This is a genomic window from Curtobacterium sp. Curtsp57, assembly GCF_047324335.1.
In the GTDB taxonomy this organism is placed as follows: domain Bacteria; phylum Actinomycetota; class Actinomycetes; order Actinomycetales; family Microbacteriaceae; genus Curtobacterium.
Map to the genome: position 1 here is coordinate 338,630 of NZ_CP168511.1, position 21,269 is coordinate 359,898.

19 protein-coding genes are annotated in these 21,269 nt (G+C 69.2%); 11 read left to right on the forward strand and 8 right to left on the reverse strand.

Going from position 1 to position 21,269, the window contains the following annotated elements; translation table 11 throughout:
* Position 1 precedes the first annotated feature (1 nt).
* From ACEN9V_RS01490 to ACEN9V_RS01505, 4 genes are all read left to right on the forward strand, one after another.
* Positions 2-1,219: a phosphoglycerate kinase gene (locus ACEN9V_RS01490; RefSeq protein ID WP_413601846.1), complete on the forward strand. Its 1,218-nt coding sequence runs from the start codon at positions 2-4 to the stop codon at positions 1,217-1,219.
* A gap of 40 nt (positions 1,220-1,259) precedes the next feature.
* The gene (tpiA, locus tag ACEN9V_RS01495) at positions 1,260-2,039 is read left to right on the forward strand and encodes a triose-phosphate isomerase (RefSeq protein ID WP_413601847.1); all 780 of its coding nucleotides are present in this window, start codon (positions 1,260-1,262) and stop codon (positions 2,037-2,039) included.
* Positions 2,040-2,119: 80 nt separating this feature from the next.
* Entirely contained in the window at positions 2,120-2,371 is a 252-nt protein-coding gene (secG, locus tag ACEN9V_RS01500; protein ID WP_056124375.1) for a preprotein translocase subunit SecG, read from the forward strand.
* 3 nt (positions 2,372-2,374) lie between these two features.
* Positions 2,375-2,734, forward strand: coding sequence for an RNA polymerase-binding protein RbpA (locus ACEN9V_RS01505; RefSeq protein ID WP_281264651.1), 360 nt, complete (start codon positions 2,375-2,377; stop codon positions 2,732-2,734).
* Positions 2,735-3,119: 385 nt separating this feature from the next.
* Here ACEN9V_RS01505 and pgl read toward each other — a convergent pair whose 3' ends face one another.
* The 6 genes from pgl to tkt all read right to left on the reverse strand — a co-directional run bounded on the left by pgl (position 3,120) and on the right by tkt (position 11,447).
* Positions 3,120-3,890, reverse strand: coding sequence for a 6-phosphogluconolactonase (gene pgl, locus ACEN9V_RS01510; RefSeq protein WP_281264650.1), 771 nt, complete (start codon positions 3,888-3,890; stop codon positions 3,120-3,122).
* Between the two features lie 83 nt (positions 3,891-3,973).
* The gene (locus tag ACEN9V_RS01515) at positions 3,974-4,918 is read right to left on the reverse strand and encodes a glucose-6-phosphate dehydrogenase assembly protein OpcA (RefSeq protein ID WP_281264649.1); all 945 of its coding nucleotides are present in this window, start codon (positions 4,916-4,918) and stop codon (positions 3,974-3,976) included.
* Positions 4,915-6,453: a glucose-6-phosphate dehydrogenase gene (gene zwf, locus ACEN9V_RS01520; protein ID WP_281264648.1), complete on the reverse strand. Its 1,539-nt coding sequence runs from the start codon at positions 6,451-6,453 to the stop codon at positions 4,915-4,917. The genes ACEN9V_RS01515 and zwf overlap by 4 nt, the downstream gene beginning before the upstream one ends.
* 23 nt (positions 6,454-6,476) lie before the next feature.
* On the reverse strand, positions 6,477-8,084 hold the full coding sequence (locus ACEN9V_RS01525) for a glucose-6-phosphate isomerase (protein ID WP_413601848.1): 1,608 nt from the start codon (positions 8,082-8,084) through the stop codon (positions 6,477-6,479).
* Positions 8,085-9,200: a transaldolase gene (gene tal / locus ACEN9V_RS01530; protein WP_413601849.1), complete on the reverse strand. Its 1,116-nt coding sequence runs from the start codon at positions 9,198-9,200 to the stop codon at positions 8,085-8,087. It abuts the gene before it with no gap.
* Positions 9,201-9,353: 153 nt separating this feature from the next.
* A complete protein-coding gene (gene tkt, locus ACEN9V_RS01535; RefSeq protein ID WP_413601850.1) occupies positions 9,354-11,447 on the reverse strand; it encodes a transketolase in 2,094 nt (697 codons plus the stop codon).
* A gap of 446 nt (positions 11,448-11,893) precedes the next feature.
* On the opposite strand from tkt, the gene ACEN9V_RS01540 reads away from it, so the two are divergent.
* Positions 11,894-12,832: a heme o synthase gene (locus tag ACEN9V_RS01540; RefSeq protein WP_413601851.1), complete on the forward strand. Its 939-nt coding sequence runs from the start codon at positions 11,894-11,896 to the stop codon at positions 12,830-12,832.
* 262 nt (positions 12,833-13,094) lie between these two features.
* Here ACEN9V_RS01540 and ACEN9V_RS01545 read toward each other — a convergent pair whose 3' ends face one another.
* A complete protein-coding gene (locus tag ACEN9V_RS01545) occupies positions 13,095-14,066 on the reverse strand; it encodes a COX15/CtaA family protein (protein ID WP_413601852.1) in 972 nt (323 codons plus the stop codon).
* Between the two features lie 247 nt (positions 14,067-14,313).
* On the opposite strand from ACEN9V_RS01545, the gene sufB reads away from it, so the two are divergent.
* The 5 genes from sufB to ACEN9V_RS01570 are packed head-to-tail and all read left to right on the forward strand — an operon-like array spanning position 14,314 to position 18,485.
* A complete protein-coding gene (sufB, locus tag ACEN9V_RS01550) occupies positions 14,314-15,732 on the forward strand; it encodes a Fe-S cluster assembly protein SufB (protein WP_402728798.1) in 1,419 nt (472 codons plus the stop codon).
* Positions 15,733-16,995, forward strand: coding sequence for a Fe-S cluster assembly protein SufD (gene sufD, locus ACEN9V_RS01555; protein ID WP_413601853.1), 1,263 nt, complete (start codon positions 15,733-15,735; stop codon positions 16,993-16,995).
* Positions 16,995-17,321, forward strand: a complete 327-nt coding sequence (locus ACEN9V_RS01560) for a non-heme iron oxygenase ferredoxin subunit (protein WP_413601854.1) — start codon at positions 16,995-16,997, stop codon at positions 17,319-17,321. Before sufD ends, ACEN9V_RS01560 begins: the two co-directional genes overlap by 1 nt.
* Before the next feature lie 58 nt (positions 17,322-17,379).
* Entirely contained in the window at positions 17,380-18,153 is a 774-nt protein-coding gene (sufC, locus tag ACEN9V_RS01565) for a Fe-S cluster assembly ATPase SufC (RefSeq protein WP_281264639.1), read from the forward strand.
* Positions 18,154-18,155: 2 nt separating this feature from the next.
* Positions 18,156-18,485: a metal-sulfur cluster assembly factor gene (locus tag ACEN9V_RS01570; RefSeq protein WP_071300728.1), complete on the forward strand. Its 330-nt coding sequence runs from the start codon at positions 18,156-18,158 to the stop codon at positions 18,483-18,485.
* A gap of 307 nt (positions 18,486-18,792) precedes the next feature.
* Here ACEN9V_RS01570 and ACEN9V_RS01575 read toward each other — a convergent pair whose 3' ends face one another.
* The gene (locus ACEN9V_RS01575) at positions 18,793-19,392 is read right to left on the reverse strand and encodes a biotin transporter BioY (RefSeq protein WP_413601855.1); all 600 of its coding nucleotides are present in this window, start codon (positions 19,390-19,392) and stop codon (positions 18,793-18,795) included.
* Between the two features lie 115 nt (positions 19,393-19,507).
* On the opposite strand from ACEN9V_RS01575, the gene ACEN9V_RS01580 reads away from it, so the two are divergent.
* Positions 19,508-21,106, forward strand: a complete 1,599-nt coding sequence (locus tag ACEN9V_RS01580) for an ABC-F family ATP-binding cassette domain-containing protein (protein ID WP_413601856.1) — start codon at positions 19,508-19,510, stop codon at positions 21,104-21,106.
* Positions 21,107-21,269: the final 163 nt, after the last annotated feature.

Genomic DNA, 21,269 nt, shown 5'->3' on the forward strand with positions numbered 1-21,269 from the left:
CATGACCCTCCGCACCCTCGAGGACCTCGGCGACCTCGCCGGCAAGCGTGTCGTCGTCCGCTGTGACCTGAACGTCCCGCTCAAGGACGGCGTGATCACGGACGACGGCCGCGTGCGGGCGTCGCTCGCGACGCTCAACACGCTCATCAACGCCGGCGCGCGTGTCATCGTCATCTCCCACCTCGGCCGTCCCGACGGGTCGCCGGCGCCGGAGTACTCGCTGGCCCCGGTGGCCCAGCGCCTCTCCGAGCTGCTCGGGAAAGAGGTGACGTTCGTCGGCGAGACCGTCGGCGACGACGCCACCGCGGCCGCCGAGGCCCTCGGGGACGGCGACGTCCTGCTGCTCGAGAACCTCCGCTTCAACCCGGAGGAGACCTCGAAGGACGCCGCCGTGCGCGGTGGCTTCGCGGACCGCATCGCCGCTCTGGCCGACGCCTTCGTGTCGGACGGCTTCGGCGTCGTGCACCGCAAGCAGGCCTCCGTGTACGAGCTCGCCTCCGCGCTGCCCTCGGCAGCCGGTGAGCTCATCGAGACCGAGCTCCGCGTGCTCGAGCGTCTGACCACGAACCCGGAGCGCCCCTACACGGTGGTGCTCGGCGGCTCGAAGGTCAGCGACAAGCTCGGCGTGATCGACCACCTGCTCCCGCAGGTGGACACGCTGTGCATCGGTGGCGGCATGCTCTTCACCTTCCTCGCGGCGCAGGGCCACGGTGTCGCCAAGTCCCTGCTCGAGCAGGACCAGCTCGACGTCGTGCGCTCCTACCTGAGCAAGGCCGACGAGCTGGGCGTGACGATCGACCTGCCGACCGACGTCGTCGTGGCGTCCGGCTTCTCCGCAGACGCCGACCACGAGACGGTCGCCGCCGACGCCATCGAGTCCTCCTCGTTCGGCGCCGACGGCATCGGTCTCGACATCGGCCCGGAGACGGCGGCGCGGTTCGCCTCGGCCGTGTCCGGTTCGAAGACCGTGTTCTGGAACGGCCCGATGGGCGTGTTCGAGTTCCCGGCCTTCGCCGCGGGCACGAAGACCGTCGCACAGGCGCTCACCGAGGTCGACGGGCTCGGGGTCGTCGGCGGTGGCGACTCCGCTGCTGCCGTCCGGTCCCTCGGGTTCTCGGACGACCAGTTCGGGCACATCTCGACCGGTGGCGGCGCGAGCCTCGAGTTCCTCGAGGGCAAGTCGCTCCCCGGTCTCGAAGCACTGGGGTGGTCACGATGACGCGGACTCCGTTCCGTTTCGGAATCCTGGAGGACGCAGCATGAATCGCGTTCCGCTCATCGCCGGCAACTGGAAGATGAATCTCGATCATCTCCAGGCCATCGCCACCGTGCAGAAGCTCGCGTGGACCCTCAAGGACGCGCGCCACGACTTCGACGACGTCGAGGTCGCGGTGTTCCCGCCCTTCACGGACCTCCGCAGCGTGCAGACGCTCATCTCCGCCGACAAGCTCCCGATCCGGTTCGGTGCGCAGGACCTCTCCCAGCACGACTCCGGGGCACACACGGGCGACGTCTCGGGCGCGTTCCTCGCTGCCCTCGACGCGGCGTACGTGATCGTGGGGCACTCCGAGCGTCGCACCGTCCACGGTGAGACCGACGAGATCGTCGCCGCGAAGACCGCCGCCGCCGTCAAGCACGGACTCGTGCCGGTCGTCTGCGTCGGGGAGACCGGCGAGCAGCGCGAGAGCCGCGGAGCCGGTGTCGTGCCGGTCGAGCAGCTCCAGGTCGTGCTCGACGCGGTCAAGCCGTCCGAGATCGTCGTCGCGTACGAGCCGGTCTGGGCGATCGGCTCCGGCCAGGCGGCCACGGCTGAGCAGGCGCAGGACGAATGCGCAGCACTCCGTCGCGGGATCGCTGCGGCGTGGGGCGACGAGGCTGCTGCCGAGACCCGCGTGCTCTACGGCGGCTCCGTGAAGTCGGGCAACATCGCGGGCTTCCTGCGCGAGCCCGACGTCGACGGCGCGCTCGTCGGTGGGGCGTCGCTCGACGTCCAGGAGTTCGCGGCCATCGCGCGCTTCCGCCAGCACGTCGGCCTCTGACACACCGTTCCGTCCGGGGTACCGGCCGAGCCCTGCTCGGCCGGTATACTCGTACGGCTGACTGACACGAAAGGTACGTCGTGGCGATTCTCTCCGTCGTGCTGCAGGTGCTCCTCGCTATCACGAGTCTCCTGCTCACGCTCCTCATCCTCCTGCACAAGGGCCGCGGTGGCGGTCTCTCCGACATGTTCGGCGGTGGTGTGACGAGCAACCTCGGGGCGTCCGGCGTGGCCGAGCGCAACCTCAACCGGATCACGGTGATCCTCGGTCTCCTCTGGATCGTGTCGATCATCGTGCTCGGGCTCATCAACAAGTTCACGGCGGGGAGCTGATCCATGGCAACCGGAGGCAGTGCAATCCGAGGTTCGCGCGTCGGCGCGGGCCCCATGGGGGAGCAGGACCGCGGGGTCCAGGCAGAGCGTGTGGCGATCTCGTACTGGGACGCCCTCGGCAACGAGGTCGTGCGGTACTTCTCCGCCACCCTGCCGGACGAGGAGATCCCCGAGACGGTCGACTCGCCGTCCACCGGGCTCCCGGCTGGTCGTGACAAGGAGAACCCGCCGCAGGTCACGAAGACCGAGCCGTACAAGACCCACCTCGCGTACGTGAAGGAACGCCGCACCGAAGAGGAAGCCGAGCAGCTCCTCGAGGACGCGCTCCAGCAGCTCCGGCAGCGTCGCGGTACCGCGAAGTAGCACCAGACGTCACGAAGGCCCCCGCACTCCGGTGCGGGGGCCTTCGTCGTGTCGCAGCACACTCGCGAGGCGCTGCGAGGCGCTGCGAGGCTCAGCGAGGCTCAGCGAGGCTCCGCGAGGCTCCGCGAGTGGCCACAACACCCCGCCCGCGCGCCACCGACCGGTCGGAACCTGTCGCTCCAGGCTTCGTCGAGCGACTGTTCGTGACCGCTCGGCGGACGTGAGCGGGGTGTTGTGACCGGTCGGCGGGCGTAGCACCCGGCACGTCCCGCGCGCCGGCAGGGCGTGCGACCCGCCACGTCCCCCGTCGCGGCACCCGCACCACACGGAAGACGGGAGGCACGGTGCCAGCTGGCACCGTGCCTCCCGTCCGGAAGTGCGCGCGTCAGTACGTCGACGCGATCAGGTTCTCCGGGACGTCACGCGCGGCGTCCTGGTCCACGAAGAACACCGTGCGCTTGCGGCCCTGTACGCCGCCGACGGGGACCTCGTCCACCGAGGCCCCGGCGAGGGCGAGTCCGAGCACGGACGCCTTCTCGGCACCGGAGAGGATCACCCAGACCCGCTGCGACGCGTTGATCGCCGGGTAGGTCAGGGTGAGCCGCTGCGGCGGCGGCTTGGGGGAGTCGTCGACCGACAGCACGACGCGGTCGGTGACGGTGAGCTGTGGGAACTCCGGGAAGAGCGACGCCGTGTGCCCGTCCGGGCCGACACCGAGCAGCGTGATGTCGAACTTCGGCGCGACGGCCGAGTCGGGCGCAGCAGCCTGGAGCTCGCGCTCGTACTGCGTCGCCGCTTCGTCGATGGTCAGGCCGGCGTCCGACGCTGCCATCGGGTGGATGTTCTCCGCCGGGATCGCGACGTGGTCGAAGAAGTCCGTCTGCGTGCCGGTGATGTTGCGGTCCGCGTCACCCTCCGGCACCCACCGCTCGTCGACCCACCACACGTGCACCTTCGACCAGTCGACGCTCTCGCGCGCCGGGGACTGCCCGATGGCCGCGAGGACCAGGGACGACACCGAACCACCGCTGATCGCGATGTCGGCACGCTCCTGCTCGTCGAGCACGTCGATGATCTTCGTGATGAACCGTGCGGCGACGGAGGCGCCGAGGGCCTGCTTGTCCGGGTGCACCAGCACCCGCCGTTCGTTGGTCACGTGACTCCCGTGTTCGTGGTGCGGCCACCCGATGTGACCGCCGTCGTCACGACGGGGACCGGCCGGACCGCTGTGGAGCTTGATCAGCCCGCGACGGAATCGCGGAGCTGGGCCACCCCGTGCTTGACGACGTCCCCGAAGAGGACGTCTGGGTCGAGTCTACGGAGTTCCTCGGCCAGGCAGTCGCGCAGGTTGCGGCGTGGCAGCGACAGATCGTGCGTCGGCTGGCCGGGCATCGACAGGGTCGCGACGTCGACCAGGGAGCGCTCGAGCTCGATCGTCCCGCTCTCGCGCACCAGCGAGACGCCGTGGATGCCGCTCGACCCGGTCGCGCGCGGCGACGTGACGACGGACACGGGCACCTGGAGCTGCAGCCGCAGCCAGGCGGCGAGGAGGATCGTCGACGGGCTGTCGCTCGCCCCCGAGACCTCGACGCCGGTGATCGGCTCGTACGGCGGCTGGTCGAGCGCCGCGGCGAGCTGGTTCCGCCACAGGGTCAGGCGGGTCCACGCGAAGTCGGTGTCACCCGGCACGTAGGACGCTCCGAGCGCCGCGATCGCGATGCTCGGGTCCTTCTGGGCAGCCGCGTCCGTGATCCGGCGCTGCGCGATGCGACCGAGCGAGGACTCGGACGGCTTCGACGGCGCGATGCCGGGCCACCAGGCGACGACGGGCGCGTCCGGCAGCAGGAGCCCCGTGACCAGGCTCTCCTCGTCGGTGGCCGTCTCGCCGTAGGCGCGGAGCACGATGACCTCGCTCGCGCCGGCGTCGCTCCCCACACGGATCTGGGCGTCGAGGCGACCGGGCGAGTGGATGTCGCCGTCGTTCTTCGACACGATGATCACGCGCATCGGGTGCTCGCGCGATGCCTCGTTCGCGGCCGCGATCGCCTCTTCCTCGTGGCCGAGGGCCGTCGAGATGATCAGGGTCAGGACACGACCGAGTGCGACGGCGCCGCCCTCTTCGCGGATGTGGACCAGGGTCTTCTGGATCTTCGAGACCGTGGTGTTCGGCAGATCGATCTTCATGGACGCCTCCAGGTCCGGCCGTCGCGGGCGAGCAGGTCGTCGGCCGAAGCCGGACCCCACGTGCCGGGACGGTACTGCTCGGGCTGGCCCTGCGTGGCCCAGAACTCCTCGATCGGGTCGAGGATCTTCCAGGACAGCTCGACCTCCTGGTGCCGCGGGAAGAGCGGCGGGTCACCGAGGAGCACGTCGAGGATGAGTCGCTCGTACGCCTCTGGCGATGCCTCGGTGAACGCGTGGCCGTAGCCGAAGTCCATCGTCACGTCGCGCACCTGGGTGCCGACGCCGGGGACCTTCGACCCGAAGCGCAGCGTCACGCCCTCGTCGGGCTGGACGCGGATGACGAGTGCGTTCTGGCCGAGCGGGGACTGCGGGATGCCGAACACGTCCTCGGGGACGCGCTTGAACACGATCGCGATCTCCGTGACACGGCGGCCGAGGCGCTTGCCGGCGCGCAGGTAGAACGGGACGCCCTGCCACCGTCGCGTGGCGATGTTCAGCTTGATGGCCGCGAACGTCTCCGTGCCGGACTCCGGGTTCATCCCCGCTTCTTCGAGGAAGCCGAGGACCTTCTCGCCGCCCTGCCAGCCGCCGGCGTACTGCCCGCGTGCGGTGGCGGTCGACAGGTCGTCCGGGAGCTCCACCGCGGACAGCACCTTCTCCTTCTCGGCACGGAGGTGACCGGCCTTGAACGAGACGGGCTCTTCCATCGCGGTGAGCGCGAGGAGCTGGAGCAGGTGGTTCTGGATGACGTCGCGCGCCGCGCCGATGCCGTCGTAGTACGCGGCACGTCCGGCGACGCCGATGTCCTCGGCCATCGTGATCTGCACGTGGTCGACGTAGTTCGAGTTCCAGATGGGTTCGTACATCTGGTTCGCGAACCGCAGCGTCAGGAGGTTCTGGACCGTCTCCTTGCCGAGGTAGTGGTCGATGCGGAACACGTCATCGGGAGCGAAGACGCTCTCGACGATCGCGTTCAGCTCGCGCGCGGTGCGGAGGTCGGAGCCGAACGGCTTCTCCACCACGACGCGACTCCAGGAACCGTCCCGCTTCTCGGTCAGGCCGGACAGCTTCAGCTGCTCGGTGACGACCGGGAACATCTTCGGGGGGATCGAGAGGTAGAACGCGTGGTTGCCGAGCGTCCCGCGTTCGGCGTCGAGTGCGTCGACCGTCTCCTTGAGCTGGACGAACGCGTCGGGGTCGTCGAAAGACCCCTGGACGAAGCGGATGCCCTGTTCGAGCTGCCGCCAGACGTCCTCGTCGAATGGAGTACGCGAGTGCTCCTTGACCGCGTCGTGGACGAGCTGGGAGAAGTCTTGGTCCTCCCAGTCACGTCGAGCGAACCCGACCAGCGCGAATCCAGGAGGCAGGAGCCCCCGGTTCGCGAGGTCGTACACCGCGGGCATCAGCTTCTTGCGGGACAGGTCGCCCGTCACGCCGAAGATGATGAGGGTACTGGGACCCGCGATGCGGTTCAGTCGACGATCCGTGGGCAGCCGGAGCGGGTTGTGCTCCGGGGTGATCGCCACCGGTGACATGTGTCGGTGAACTCCTTTTGGTGTCAGGAACGTACTGCGGCCGTGAGCGCCTGCGCGAGCGCGGGAACGTCCCGCGTGGACAGGGTCAGGACCGGGCGCCCGTGCTGCGCGAGGACGCTGGCGTCCCCCGCTGCCTGCGCCCGGATGAGCTGGCCGAAGGTGAAGGGGCGGCCGGGGACGTCGAGGTCTGCCTGGTCGTCGGAGACGATCTGCAGGAACACGCCGTTCGCGGGTCCGCCCTTGTGGTACTGCCCGGTCGAGTGGAGGAACCGGGGGCCGTACCCGAAGGTGACGGGACGGCCGGTGCGCGCCGCGAGCAGGTCGCGGATCGGCTCGAGGGACTGGCTCGTCGTGCGGTCGACGTACGCCTGGACGGCGACGTAGCCGCGGTCGCCGAGACCGGACAGGAGGCCCGTCACGGCCTGGGCGATGGTGGTGCCCGGTTCGAAGCCGGTCGCCGTCACCGCCGTGCCCGCTTCCTCGAAGGCGGGTTCCGGTCGTCGGGAGCCGTCGCCGGCTCCGCCGTCGAGCAGGGCTCGCGCGGCGGCCTTGGCGGCCTCGACGTCTGGCTGGTCGAAGGGGTTGATCCCCATGAGGCGACCGGCCACTGCGACCGCGTACTCCCAGACCAGGATCTGGCCGCCGAGCGTGCCGTCGATCTCGGCCTCGTTCGGAGCCACGTGGCGTTCGGCCCCGCGCGACCCGACGATGCGGATGATCTGCATGTCCGCCGGGACGTTCGTGACCTCGGGGGAGTCCGGGGTGAGGACGACGGGCAGGAGCCCGAGCCCGTCCTTGCCGGTGGACTCGGCGAGGAGCTGTTCGATCCAGTCGCCGAACCCGACGATGTGGGTGCCGTCCGGGACGATGCCGATCTTCGACACCGTCGGATCGACGCTCATGAGGACCGCGCCGAGCACGAGCCCGGGGTTCTCGTCGGTGTCGACGGCGAGGAGCGCCGAGATGGCGTCGGCCTCGTCGAGGAGCTCCTGGATGTCCGCTCCGGCCAGACCCGACGGCACGAGGCCGAACGCGGTGAGTGCGGAGAACCGGCCGCCGACGTTCGGGTCGGCGGTGAACACCCGGTAGCCGGCGTCGCGAGCAGACGCCTCGAGCGGCGAACCCGGGTCGGTGACGACGACGATGCGCTGCGCGGGGTCGATCCCGGCATCGCGGAACGCCTGCTCGTACACCCGGCGCTGAGCGTCGGTCTCGATCGTGGAACCGGACTTCGACGAGACGACGAGGACGGTGCGCTCGAGGTCGTGCTCCACGGCGGCCCGGACCTGTGCCGGGTTCGTCGAGTCGAGGATCGTCAGCGGGACGCCGTACGTCCGCGTGATGACCTCAGGAGCGAGCGACGATCCCCCCATGCCGGCGAGCACGACGTGGTCGACTCCCTCGGCACGGAGGGAGTCGCGCAGGGCCTCGATCTGCGCCACGAGGGGGGTGGAGACCGAGACGGCCTCCACCCACCCGAGGCGCTCGGACGCCTCGGCCTCGGCTGCCGGACCCCAGAGCTCGGGGTCCTCCGCGGTGATCCCCGACGCGACCAGGTCGGCGACGAGCTGCGGGACCATCTTGTCGATGGCCCGCGCGGCGTCGCCGGTGGCTGCGATGGAGACCGTCACTTACTTGTTGGCGTTCTCGAGAGCGGTCTTGACGGTCTCGACGAGCTCACCCCAGGAGACGATGAACTTGTCGACGCCCTCCTTCTCGAGGAGCGCGACGACGTCGTCGTAGTCGATGCCGACCGCGGCGAGCTGGTCCATGACGCCGTTGGCGGCGTCGTAGGAGCCGGAGATCGCGTCACCGTGCACCTGGCCGTGGTCGAACGTGGCCTCGAGGGTCTTGCCCGGCATGGTGTTGACGGTGTGCGGGGCGGCGAGCTCGGTCACGTAGAGCGTGTCGGAGAGCGACGGGTCCTTGACACCGGTCGAGGCCCAGAGCGGACGCTGGGTGTTGGCACCGGCCTCGAGGAGGCCCTTGGCGCGCTCGGAGTCGAACGCCTGCTCCCAGACCTGGTAGGCGAGCTGCGCGTTGGCGACGCCGGCCTTGGACTTGAGGGCCTTCGCCTCGTCCGAGCCGATCGCGTCGAGGCGCTTGTCGATCTCGGTGTCGACGCGCGACACGAAGAACGAGGCGACCGAGTGGATCTTCGAGAGGTCGTGGCCAGCCGCCTTCGCCTTCTCGAGGCCACCGAGGTAGGCGTCGATGACGGCGCGGTAGCGCTCGAGCGAGAAGATCAGGGTGACGTTGACGGAGATGCCGGCGCCGATGACCTCGGTGATCGCCTCCAGGCCCTCGAGCGTCGCGGGGATCTTGATGAGGACGTTCTCGCGGCCGACCTTCTCGTACAGGAACTTGGCCTGCTCGATGGTCTTCGCGGTGTCGTGGGCGAGGCCCGGCTCGACCTCGATCGAGACGCGGCCGTCGAAGCCCTTGGTGCCGTCGTAGATCGCCTTGAAGCGGTCCGACGCGTTCGCGACGTCCTGCGTGGTGATCGCGAAGATCGCGTCGGTGACCTCGGTGCCAGCGGCGGCGAGCTCCTTGACCTGCGAGTCGTAGCGCTCGCCCTTGGCGAGTGCCGACGCGAAGATCGTCGGGTTGGTGGTCACGCCGACGACGTTGCGGTCCTCGATGAGGCCGTCGAGACGGCCGGTCTCGAGGAGCTCGCGGGAGAGGTCGTCGAGCCAGATGCTCACGCCGACGGCGGAGAGCTCGGCGGTGGGGGTGGTGTCAGCCATGTGTTTCTCTTCTTCTTTCGTCGACCGGCCCGCGTCGCGGAGGTGATGCGGGCCCTGGTGTCGTGGTGTGGGGCCGGGAGGCGACTGGCGGAGCCGAGCCGGGCCTCCCGGAAGAAGGGCCGGATCCGGCGAACCGGACCCGGCCCATCAGGGTCAGGAAGCCGCGATGGATTCCTTCGCGGCGGCCACGACGTGCTCCGTCGTGAAGCCGAACTCCTTGAAGAGCGTCTGGTAGTCGGCCGACGCACCGAAGTGCTCGATCGAGACGCTGCGGCCCTTGTCGCCGACGATGTCGCGCCAGCTCATCGCGATCCCGGCCTCGACCGAGACACGCGCGGTGACGTCCTTCGGCAGGACCTGGTCCTGGTAGTTCTCGCTCTGGGCGCGGAACCACTCGAGCGACGGGGCGCTCACGACGCGGGCGTTGATGCCCTCGGCCTTGAGCTGCTCACGGGCCTCGACCGCGATCTGCACCTCGGAGCCGGTCGCGATGAGGATGACGTCCGGGGTGCCGTTCGGCGCCTCGGCCAGGACGTACGCGCCCTTGCCGACGTTCTTCGCGGATGCGAAGACCTCGCCGGACGCGTCACCGTCGCCACGCTCGAAGACGGGGAGGTTCTGACGGCTCAGCGCGATGCCGGCCGGGCGGTCCTGGTGCTTGAGCATTTCGAGCCACGCGTACGCGACCTCGTTGGCGTCGGCCGGACGGACGACGTCGAGACCCGGGATCGCGCGGAGTGCGGAGAGCTGCTCGATCGGCTGGTGCGTCGGGCCGTCCTCACCGAGGGCGACCGAGTCGTGCGTCCAGACGTAGATCGCCGGCGCCTGCATGAGCGCGGCGAGACGGACGGCCGGGCGCATGTAGTCGCTGAAGATGAGGAACGTGCCGCCGAAGGGGCGGGTGTTCCCGTGCAGGACGATGCCGGACAGGATCGAGCCCATCGCGTGCTCGCGGATGCCGAAGTGCAGCACGCGGCCGTACGGGTCGGTGCTCCAGGCCTTGGTGGCCGCGTCGAGCGGGCCGAAGGACTTGGCGCCCTCGATCGTGGTGAGGTTCGACTCCGCGAGGTCCGCGGAACCGCCCCAGAACTCGGGCATCAGCGGCGCGATGGCGTTGATGACCTTGCCGGACGCGGCGCGGGTGGAGACGGCCTTGTCGGTCGGGAAGTCCGGCAGCGCTGCCTCGAGGCCCTCGGGGAGGGTCTTCGACATGACGCGGTCGAACAGTTCCTTCTGCTCCGGGTGGGACTCGGCCCACGCGTCGAAGGTCTTCTGCCACTCGGCGTGCTGTGCCTGACCCTTGGCGACCGCGCCGCGGGTGTACTCGAGGACCTCGGGGTCGACGTGGAAGGTCTGCTCGGGGTCGAAGCCGAGGACCTCCTTGAGGCCCTTGATCTCCTCGGCGCCGAGCGCGGAGCCGTGGATCTTGCCGGAGTTCTGCTTGGTCGGCGACGGCCAGCCGATGATCGTCTTGAGGACGATGAGCGACGGCTTGGTCGTCTCGGCCTTCGCGGCCTCGATCGCGGCGTACAGGGACTCGACGTCCTCGGTGTACTCGCCGGTCTTCTTCCAGTCGACGGTCTGGACGTGCCAGCCGAGGGCCTCGTAGCGGTCCGGGACGCTCTCCGAGAAGGAGATGTCGGTGTCGTCCTCGATCGAGATCTGGTTCGAGTCGTAGAAGACGACCAGGCGACCGAGCTGCTGACGGCCCGCGAGGCTCGCTGCCTCGTTGGTGACGCCCTCCTGCATGTCGCCGTCACCGGCGATCACGTAGGTGAAGTGGTCGAAGGGCGACTGGCCCTCGCCGGCTTCTGCGTCGAAGAGACCGCGCTCGTAGCGCTGCGCGTAGCCGAAGCCCACGGCGGACGCGAGGCCCTGGCCGAGCGGGCCGGTGGTGATCTCGACACCGTCGGTGTGGCCGTACTCCGGGTGACCCGGGGTCTTGGAGCCCCACTTGCGGAGGTGCTGGAGGTCCTCGAGCTCGAGGCCGTAGCCGTGCAGGTAGAACTGCACATACTGGAGGATCGATGCGTGTCCAGCGGAGAGGATGAACCGGTCACGGCCGATCCACGTGGAGTCGCTCGGGTCGCGGTGCATCACCTTCTGGAAGAGGAGGTGTGCGAGCGGCGCGAGGCTCATCGCGGTGCCGGGGTGACCGTTGCCGGCGGCCTCGACCGCATCGGCGGCGAGAACGCGGGCCGTGTCGACGGCCTTCCGGTCGATGGCGTCCCAGGTGAATTCAGCCACTTGGATGTTGACCCTTCTGTAGCGACATGTGCGAGGGCTCGTGCCATCGCACGGACATGGTTCCCATCCCGGGGCTCCGTCGTGTCGCCGTCACCGGCGGCCGACCGGCGCATTTTCGCGGCCGGCTTCGTCGGGGCACACTGCGGGAGGGCGTCTCCAGCATAGTGACCCGCCACTCAGAAGGGGTTCAGGTGACCCCCGATGTTCATGGACGCGGTCCTCGCGCGTTGCCGCTCCGGGCGTGTCGCCCGCTGTTCCGCGGTTCTGCGGCGGTCTCGGGACGCATCTCGTCGACTTCTCCACCGGATGGGGAGCGGGGCATCGTCGCGGCGCTTCCATCCCGTAAACTGTCGATGACCCGTGAACATTCCGGGTCAGCGCATGCCCGGACGCCGATGGCGTCGTCCACCGAGCGTGCGAGCTGAAGCGAACAGACTGAGGTCCCCTTGCCGACTGCCACCGTGACCAGGCCCGACACCGAGCGTCGCTCGACGCTGTCCCGCAAGGTCCGAGCGTACGTCTCGCTGACGAAGCCGCGTGTGATGGAGCTGCTGCTCGTCACGACGGCGCCGACGATGTTCCTCGCCGAGCGCGGGGTGCCGAACCTGTGGCTGGTCTTCTGGACGCTGCTGGGCGGCGCGATGTCGGCCGGGTCGGCGTCGGCGTTCAACTGCTACATCGACCGCGACATCGACCGCCTCATGAAGCGGACCAGCACGCGGCCGCTCGTCACCGGCGAGCTCTCGGATCGTGAAGCACTGGTGTTCTCGTGGGTGCTCGCGATCGGGTCGACCGCGGTCCTCGGGTTCCTGGTCAACTGGCTCGCCGCAGCGCTCAGCGTCGCCGCGATCCTGATCTACGTCTTCGTCTACACGCTGTGGCTGAAGCGCCGCACGCCGCAGAACATCGTCTGGGGCGGATCAGCCGGTTGCATGCCCGTGCTCATCGGCTGGGCGGCCGTCACGGGGTCGCTGACCTGGGCGCCCGTGATCCTCTTCATGGTGATCTTCCTCTGGACCCCGCCGCACTACTGGCCGCTGTCGATGAAGTACCGCGACGACTACGACGCCGCCGACGTGCCGATGCTCGCCGTCGTCCGGGGTCGCACGGTCGTCGGTCTGCAGGTCGTGCTGTACGCGTGGGCGACGCTCGTCTGCTCGCTGCTGCTCATCCCGGTCGCACACATGGGGCCGCTCTACTCGGTCGTTGCGCTCGCGGGCGGTGTCTGGTTCGTCGTCGAGTCGCACAAGCTCTACAACCGGGCGATCCAGCACGTGGAACAGGTCCAGCCGATGCGGGTCTTCCACAGCTCGATCACCTACTTGACGCTGCTCTTCATCGCGGTGGGCATCGACCCCCTGCTCCCGCAGGTCTTCACCTTCTAGGTGCTGCGGCCTGGGGCTGGCGCGGGTGCGCCGCCGCAGGCGCGCCGCCGCCGCGGGCGGCGATTCGCGCGTTGTGGGCGGGAACGGGCGGAGCGGTCGGACGGGAGGCTCGTTGCGGGCCCGCCACGAGCCTCCCGTCCGACCGTGACCGGCGCGTGACGCAGCGTCCCCTGGGTGCGTGCGTCCAGATGCGAAAGCGACAGTGTCCGCCCGGGATCCGGGCGGACACTGTCGCTTTCGCGGGTGGCGGGTGCGGTGGGGGTCAGCGGGGCAGGGGCTCCCGGACCGCCTTGCGCCCGCCCGATGCCCGCGTGGACAGCGTCACGACGGTGACGGCGCCGACGAGCAGCCCGGCGAGGACCATGTGCGTGCCGACCAGCCCGACCGGCAGCCCGGTGCGTGCCTGGGTCAGGCCGACGGCGATCTGCACGAACTCCACGACGAGCAGGACGAGCGCCCATCGGCTGGAGAGGTGCAGTCGCACGGCACCGACGACGAGCACCAGGGTCAGCGCGAAGAGGACGTACGCCGGGACCGCGTGCACGTGCTGCAGGATCGCCGGGTCGAGCCCCGTGCGGTGCAGGCGGCCGCCGTCGACCGCTTCGTCCGCGCCGGCGTGCGGGCCACTGCCCGTGGTCAGGATGCCGATGAGGACCGTGACGGCGGTGGCGGCGATCGTGCCCCGGACGACGCCGACGTACCATCCGGGGACCAGCCGCGAGGCGGTGCGAGGCCCGTTCATCGACCGGTAGACGAGGGTGGCCGTCACCGCGGTCAGGAGCGTCGACACGACGAAGTGCAGCCCGACGACGTAGGGGTTCAGGTTCGTGAGGACGCTCAGACCACCGATGACCGCCTGCACGGGGATCGCTGCGCCCTGGGCGAACGCGAGCCAGAACAACTCCGGGCGGGTACGACGCGTCCGGACGACCAGCAGGAACATCGCGATGGCCACGATCACGAGCACGAAGGTCAGCAGACGGTTGCCGAACTCGATGATCCCGTGGACGCCCATCTCCGGCGTCGACACGAGGGAGTCGGCGGTGCATCGGGGCCAGGTCGGGCATCCGAGGCCGGACGCGGTGAGGCGGACGAGCCCACCCGTGCCGATCAGGACGACCTCGACGACGAACGACGCCCAGGCGAGGACGACCACCCGCTGGTCGACGACGCGGGGGAGGGACCACCACCTGGTCCGGGTCTCCTGGCCGACGGGGGATCCGACGCGTGTCACGAGGGTGGTGCCTTCCTGTTGTTCCGTGCAGTGAACCTGTAGGATTCGAGGGTTCAGCAGCAGTCAAGTCTAGGCAGGCGCCGGCTCCGAATGGGCCGAGATCGCCGATCATGCCCAGGACTGCGTGGAACCATGACGTTGCGAGGTAGCAGCACCGTGATCGCCCTGTCGGCGGTTCGCGATGGAATGGCGCCCGACGCCGACCGGTTGGAACCGGAAGCTGCCACGAGAAGGAAACGAGGAGACCATGTCCGACGTGCTCATCGACCGTCCAGAACTCGAAGGGCTCGGCCAGTACGAATTCGGCTGGTCCGACTCCGACTCCGCCGGCGCCTCTGCGCGTCGCGGGATCTCGGAAGAGGTCGTCACCGACATCTCGAACCTCAAGAACGAGCCCGAGTGGATGCTGAAGAACCGGCTCAAGGGCCTGCAGCTCTTCGGCCGGAAGCCCATGCCGACGTGGGGTGCCGACCTGACGGGCATCGACTTCGACAACATCAAGTACTTCGTGCGCTCCACGGAGAAGCAGGCGCAGTCGTGGGAGGACCTCCCCGAGGACATCCGCGCGACCTACGAGAAGCTCGGCATCCCCGAGGCAGAGCGCCAGCGCCTCGTCGCCGGTGTCGCCGCGCAGTACGAGTCCGAGGTGGTCTACCACCAGATCCGCGAGGACCTGGAGCAGCAGGGTGTCATCTTCATGGACACCGACACGGCCCTCCGCGAGCACCCCGAGATCTTCGAGGAGTACTTCGGCACCGTGATCCCGGCCGGCGACAACAAGTTCGCCGCGCTGAACACGGCCGTGTGGTCCGGCGGCTCGTTCGTCTACGTCCCGAAGGGCGTCCACGTCGAGATCCCGCTGCAGGCCTACTTCCGGATCAACACCGAGAACATGGGCCAGTTCGAGCGGACGCTGATCATCGCGGACGAGGACTCGTACGTCCACTACATCGAGGGCTGCACTGCCCCGATCTACAAGTCGGACTCCCTGCACTCGGCCGTCGTCGAGATCATCGTGAAGAAGAACGCCCGCGTGCGCTACACGACGATCCAGAACTGGTCGAACAACGTCTACAACCTCGTCACCAAGCGTGCCATCGCGCACGAGGGCGCCACGATGGAGTGGATCGACGGCAACATCGGCTCCAAGGTCACGATGAAGTACCCGTCGATCTACCTCGCCGGTGAGCACGCCAAGGGCGAGACGCTCTCGGTCGCCTTCGCGGGCCCCGGCCAGCACCAGGACGCCGGCGCGAAGATGATCCACATGGCGCCGTACACGACGTCCTCGATCGTCTCGAAGTCGATCGCCCGTGGCGGCGGCCGTGCGGGCTACCGCGGCGAGGTCCGGGTCGACCCGAATGCGCACCACGCGGCGAACACGGTCCGCTGCGACGCGCTCCTCGTCGACACGATCAGCCGGTCGGACACGTACCCGGCGATCGACATCCGTGTGGACGACGTGCAGCTCGGCCACGAGGCGACGGTGTCGCGCGTGAGCGAAGAGCAGCTGTTCTACCTCATGTCACGCGGCATGGCAGAAGACGAGGCGATGGCGATGATCGTCCGCGGGTTCATCGAGCCGATCGCCCGCGAGCTCCCGATGGAGTACGCACTCGAACTCAACAAGCTCATCGAGATGAGCATGGAAGGATCCGTCGGCTAGATGTCCAGCCCCACCCAGACACCCCGCATCGACCAGCCGGTCGAGCCTGCGTCCGCCACGGTCCAGCACGGCGCGAAGGCGCACTCCGACGGCGGATGGGACTCCAAGGTCCCCGTCCAGACCCGTTCGGCGCGCCCGCAGTCGGGCGACATCGACGACTTCCCGACGGTCACCGGCCGAGAGGTCAACTGGAAGTTCGCGCCGCTCGACAAGCTCGCACCGCTCCTCGCGGGTGGGCTCGACGGCTCCGCGTACCCGTTCCTGGCGACGGAGACCGACGGCGCCGACGTGGAGTGGGGTCGCAGTGACGACCCCCGCGTCGGCACGGCGGGTCTCCCGGAGGACCGGGCGGCGGCCGCTGCCTGGACCGCTCGTGACGCCGTCCTCGCCGTGACGATCAAGGCGACCGAGTCCTACGAGTCGATCACCATCACCCGCTCGGACTTCGGCACGCAGCCCCGCGCTGCGCACACCGTCGTCACGGCCGAGCCGAACGCGCAGGGCATCGTCGTCATCGACAACCGCGGTTCGGCGCTCCTCAGCGAGAACGTCGAGATCGTCGTCGGCGACAACGCCCGCCTGACGGTCGTGTCGCTGCAGGACTGGGCCGACGACACCGTCCACGTGTCGACGCAGTTCGCCGAGGTCGGCCGCGACGCCTTCCTCAAGCACGTCGTGGTCTCGCTCGGCGGCGACGTCGTCCGGGTCAACCCGTCGACGCACCTCGGCGCCCAGGGCGCCGACACCGAGATGTACGGCGTGTACTTCGCCGATGCGGGTCAGTACATCGAGCAGCAGGTCTACGTGAACCACGACGCGCCGAACACGCGCGGTCGGGTCAACTACAAGGGGGCGCTGCAGGGTCAGGGTGCGCACACCGTCTGGATCGGCGACGTGCTGATCGGGCGCGCCGGCGACGACACCGACTCGTACGAGCAGAACCGCAACCTCGTCCTGACCGACGGCACCCGCGCGGACAGCATCCCGAACCTCGAGATCGAGACGGGCAACATCCAGGGCGCCGGGCACGCGAGTGCGACCGGTCGGTTCGACGACGAGCAGCTGTTCTACCTGCAGGCCCGCGGCATCCCGGAAGAAGAAGCACGCCGACTCGTCGTGCTCGGCTTCCTCGTCGAGGTCATCCAGAAGATCGGCGCCCCCGAGCTCGAGGAACGCCTCATCGCCGCCGTCGAGCAGGAGCTCGCCGAGGGGCGGACCGTGCTCGTCGCGCCGTCGGCCGAGGCGGACGGCTCGGACGCCTGATGGCCGAGAAGGTCTGCTCCGAGGGCGACATCGCGGTGGACAGCCCGATGCGCGTCGTCGTCGACGGCACCGCTGTGGCGATCGTGAAGGACTCCGCGGGCACGGTGCACGCCATCGGTGACACGTGCACGCACGGGGACATCTCCCTCGCCGAGGGCTTCGTCGAGGGCGACTCGCTCGAGTGCTGGGCGCACGGATCCCGCTTCTCGCTGACCACCGGCAAGCCGCAGAACTTCCCCGCGTACGAGCCCGTCCCGGTCTTCCGGGTCGAGGTCCGCGACGGCGACGTCTACGTCGACGTGCACGACCCCGTCCCCATCGACTAGCGACCCCACCTCTTCCCCGCGGCTGACGCCGCGACCCAGCTGCAACCGAAGGAACGCAATGTCCACTCTCGAAATCCGCGATCTGCAGGTCTCGATCGACACCGACCAGGGTGTCAAGGAGATCCTCAAGGGCGTCGACCTCACCATCAACGAGGGCGAGATCCACGCGATCATGGGGCCGAACGGCTCGGGCAAGTCCACCCTCGCCTACACGATCGCCGGCCACCCGCGCTACAACGTCGTCGGTGGCTCGATCACCCTCGACGGCGAGGACGTCCTCGCGATGAGCGTCGACGAGCGTGCCCGCGCCGGCATGTTCCTCGCGATGCAGTACCCGGTGGAGATCCCGGGCGTCACCGTCTCGAACTTCCTCCGCACCGCCAAGACCGCGATCGACGGCGAGGCTCCCGCCCTCCGCACCTGGGTGAAGGACCTCCGTCAGTCGATGGCCGACCTCAAGATGGACTCGGCCTTCGCCGAGCGCAACGTCAACGAGGGCTTCTCCGGCGGCGAGAAGAAGCGCCACGAGATCATGCAGCTGGAGCTCCTCAAGCCGAAGTTCGCCGTCCTCGACGAGACCGACTCCGGGCTCGACGTCGACGCCCTGAAGATCGTCTCCGAGGGCGTCAACCGCGCGAAGGCCGCCACGGGCCTCGGCGTGCTGCTCATCACGCACTACACGCGCATCCTGCGCTACATCAAGCCGGACTTCGTGCACGTGTTCGTCGCGGGCAAGGTCGCCGAGCAGGGCGGCCCCGAGCTCGCGGACCGGCTCGAGAACGAGGGCTACGACCGCTACGTGCAGGCCGCAGCCGCGGCCGAGGCGCACTGACCATGATCACCGCACTCGCACCGGAGAAGTTCGACGAGGTCGTCGAGGGCCTCAAGGAGGTCCAGGACCCGGAGCTCGGCGTCAACATCGTCGACCTCGGGCTCATCTACGACCTCGCCTGGGACGACGAGGCGACCGCGCTGATCATCAGCATGACGCTGACGAGCGCGGGCTGCCCCCTGACCGACGTCATCGAGGGCGACACCGCGAACGCGCTCGACGGCATCGTCGACGCGTTCCGCATCAACTGGGTCTGGATGCCGCCGTGGGGTCCGGAGCGGATCACCGACGACGGGCGCGAGATGATGCGCGCGCTCGGCTTCTCGATCTAGTCGCGACCACACACAGACGGGAGGCGCGGTGCCAGCTGGCACCGCGCCTCCCGTTCGTCATGGGCTGGGTCGCGCAGAGCCCGCGCCGTTCACTGGTCACGACACACCGCTCACGTACGCCGGGTGGTCGCCAACCGTCGGCTGGGTAGCCATCGGCCGACGGTTCGTGACCGGTCGCCGGATGCTGTCGGGGTGTCGTGACCGGTCGCCGCAGACGCGTCCCGGCACACCCGCACCCGCACCCGCACCCGAACGCGAAGGGCCCCGGACCAGCGGTCTGGGGCCCTTCGCGCGGGCGCGTGACGCGTCAGCGGCGGCCGACGACCTTCCACACGAGGGGGACGATGCCCGCGGCGATGAGGGCCTTCACGAGGCCGCCCACGACGAACGGGTACAGGCCGGCAGCGAGGACGGACTGCAGGTCGTTCGGCAGGCCGAGCGCACCGAGCGCGACGGCGAGGTAGGGGAGTCCCGTCACGAACGGGATCGCGCTCGCGAGCGTGAACGCCACCGCGGCGCGCCCCACGTGGCGGTCCCAGTTGCGGCGTGCGAGCCACCCGACGACGCCGGCGGCGGGGATGAACCCGATGACGTACCCGAAGCTCGGCAGGGTCAGCGCGTGCAGGCCGCCCTGCATGTCCGCGAAGAACGGCGCGCCGGCGAGCCCGGCGATCGCGTAGACGAGCATCGAGAGCACTCCGCGGCGGGCACCGAGGGTCGCACCGACGAGCACGACCGCGAGGGTCTGCCCGGTGATCGGGACGGGCCACATCGGGACCTCGACCTGGGCCATCGCCGCGGTGAAGAGCGTTCCGCCGGCGATGAGCGCGGCATCGGTGGCGAGGCCGTGCGTCCGCAGACGGTCGGCGAGGACTGCGCGGGGAGCGAACCCGGTGGCGTTCGTCATGGATTCTCCTAGAATGGACTGCTGGTCCTGTTCAGGACCATCGGTCCCGTCAGCGTAGCGGTGCACCTCATGCGCACGTCGTTGTGCAAAACCACCAACTGATTGGACTTCCACTGTGCTTGCCGTGCACGACCTCGAGATCCGAGTCGGGGCCCGCCTCCTGATGGAGAACGTGTCCTTCCGCGTGGAGAAGGGCGACAAGATCGGTCTCGTCGGCCGGAACGGCGCCGGGAAGACCACGATGACCAAGGCCCTGGCGGGGGAGACCCCGCCGACCGACGGCAAGATCGAGCGCTCCGGCGAGATCGGCTACCTGCCGCAGGACCCGCGCTCGGGCAACCCGGAGGACACCGCGCGGAAGCGCATCCTCGACGCTCGCGGTCTCGGCGAACTCGTCGAGGGCATCCGGCTCGCCACGCTCGACATGGCCAGCGACGACCCGGCCGTGGCCGAGAAGGCGATGCGCCGCTACTCGCGCCTCGACGACCAGTTCAACGCGCTCGGCGGCTACGCGGCCGAGGCCGAGGCGGCGTCGATCGCGTCGAACCTCAAGCTCCCGGACCGCATCCTCGACCAGCAGCTGAAGACGTTGTCGGGTGGTCAGCGTCGTCGCATCGAGCTCGCCCGGATCCTGTTCTCGGATGCCGAGACCATGATCCTCGACGAGCCGACGAACCACCTCGACGCCGACAGCGTCGTCTGGCTCCGTGAGCACCTCAAGACCTACCCCGGCGGCGTCATCGTGATCTCCCACGACGTCGAACTCGTCGACGAGGTCGTCAACCGGGTGTTCTACCTCGATGCGAACCGCCAGACCATCGACATCTACAACATGGGCTGGAAGCTGTACCAGCGGCAGCGCGTCGCCGACGAGGAACGTCGCCGCAAGGAACGCGCGAACGCCGAGAAGAAGGCGGCCACCCTCAAGGACCAGGCTGCTCGATTCGGTGCCAAGGCGTCGAAGGCGGCCGCGGCGCACCAGATGGTCGCGCGGGCCGACAAGCTGCTCGCCGGCCTCGAGGACGAGCGCGCCGTCGACCGGGTCGCGAAGCTCCGGTTCCCGACGCCGGTCGCATGTGGTCGGACGCCGCTGATGGCCGAGGGGCTGTCGAAGTCCTACGGCTCGTTGGAGATCTTCGCCGGTGTCGACCTGGCGATCGACCGCGGCTCGCGCGTCGTCATCCTCGGGTTCAACGGTGCAGGCAAGACGACCCTGCTCCGTATCCTCGCCGGCGCCGACGCGCCCGACACGGGCGAGATCCAGCCGGGGCACGGTCTGCGTATCGGCTACTACGCGCAGGAGCACGAGAACATCGACGTGAACCGCACCGTCATCGAGAACATGGTGTCGGCGTCGACGGAGCTCAACGAGACCGAGGCACGTCGGGTCCTCGGGTCGTTCCTCTTCACGGGGGACGACGGCTACAAGAAGGCCGGCGTGCTCTCCGGTGGCGAGAAGACCCGGCTGTCGCTCGCGATGATCGTGGTCTCCGGTGCGAACGTGCTGCTCCTCGACGAGCCGACGAACAACCTGGACCCGGCGTCCCGCGAGGAGATCCTCGGCGCACTGGCGGGCTACGAGGGCGCCGTGGTGCTCGTGTCGCACGACGCCGGTGCGGTCGAGGCGCTCAACCCCGAACGGGTGCTCCTGCTGCCCGACGGCACCGAGGACCACTGGAACAAGGACTACGCGGAGCTCATCGAGCTCGCGTAGTGCCGCGCAGGCAACTGCGGGATGCTGACCCGACCAGGATCGTTCCCCTGACTGGTCACGACGGCCCGCTCACCTTCGTCGAGTGGGCAAGGATCGTCGTCGTGAGCCACGCTGAGCGACGGACCGTGACCACTCGGCGAACGACCGGCGAGGTGTCGTGACC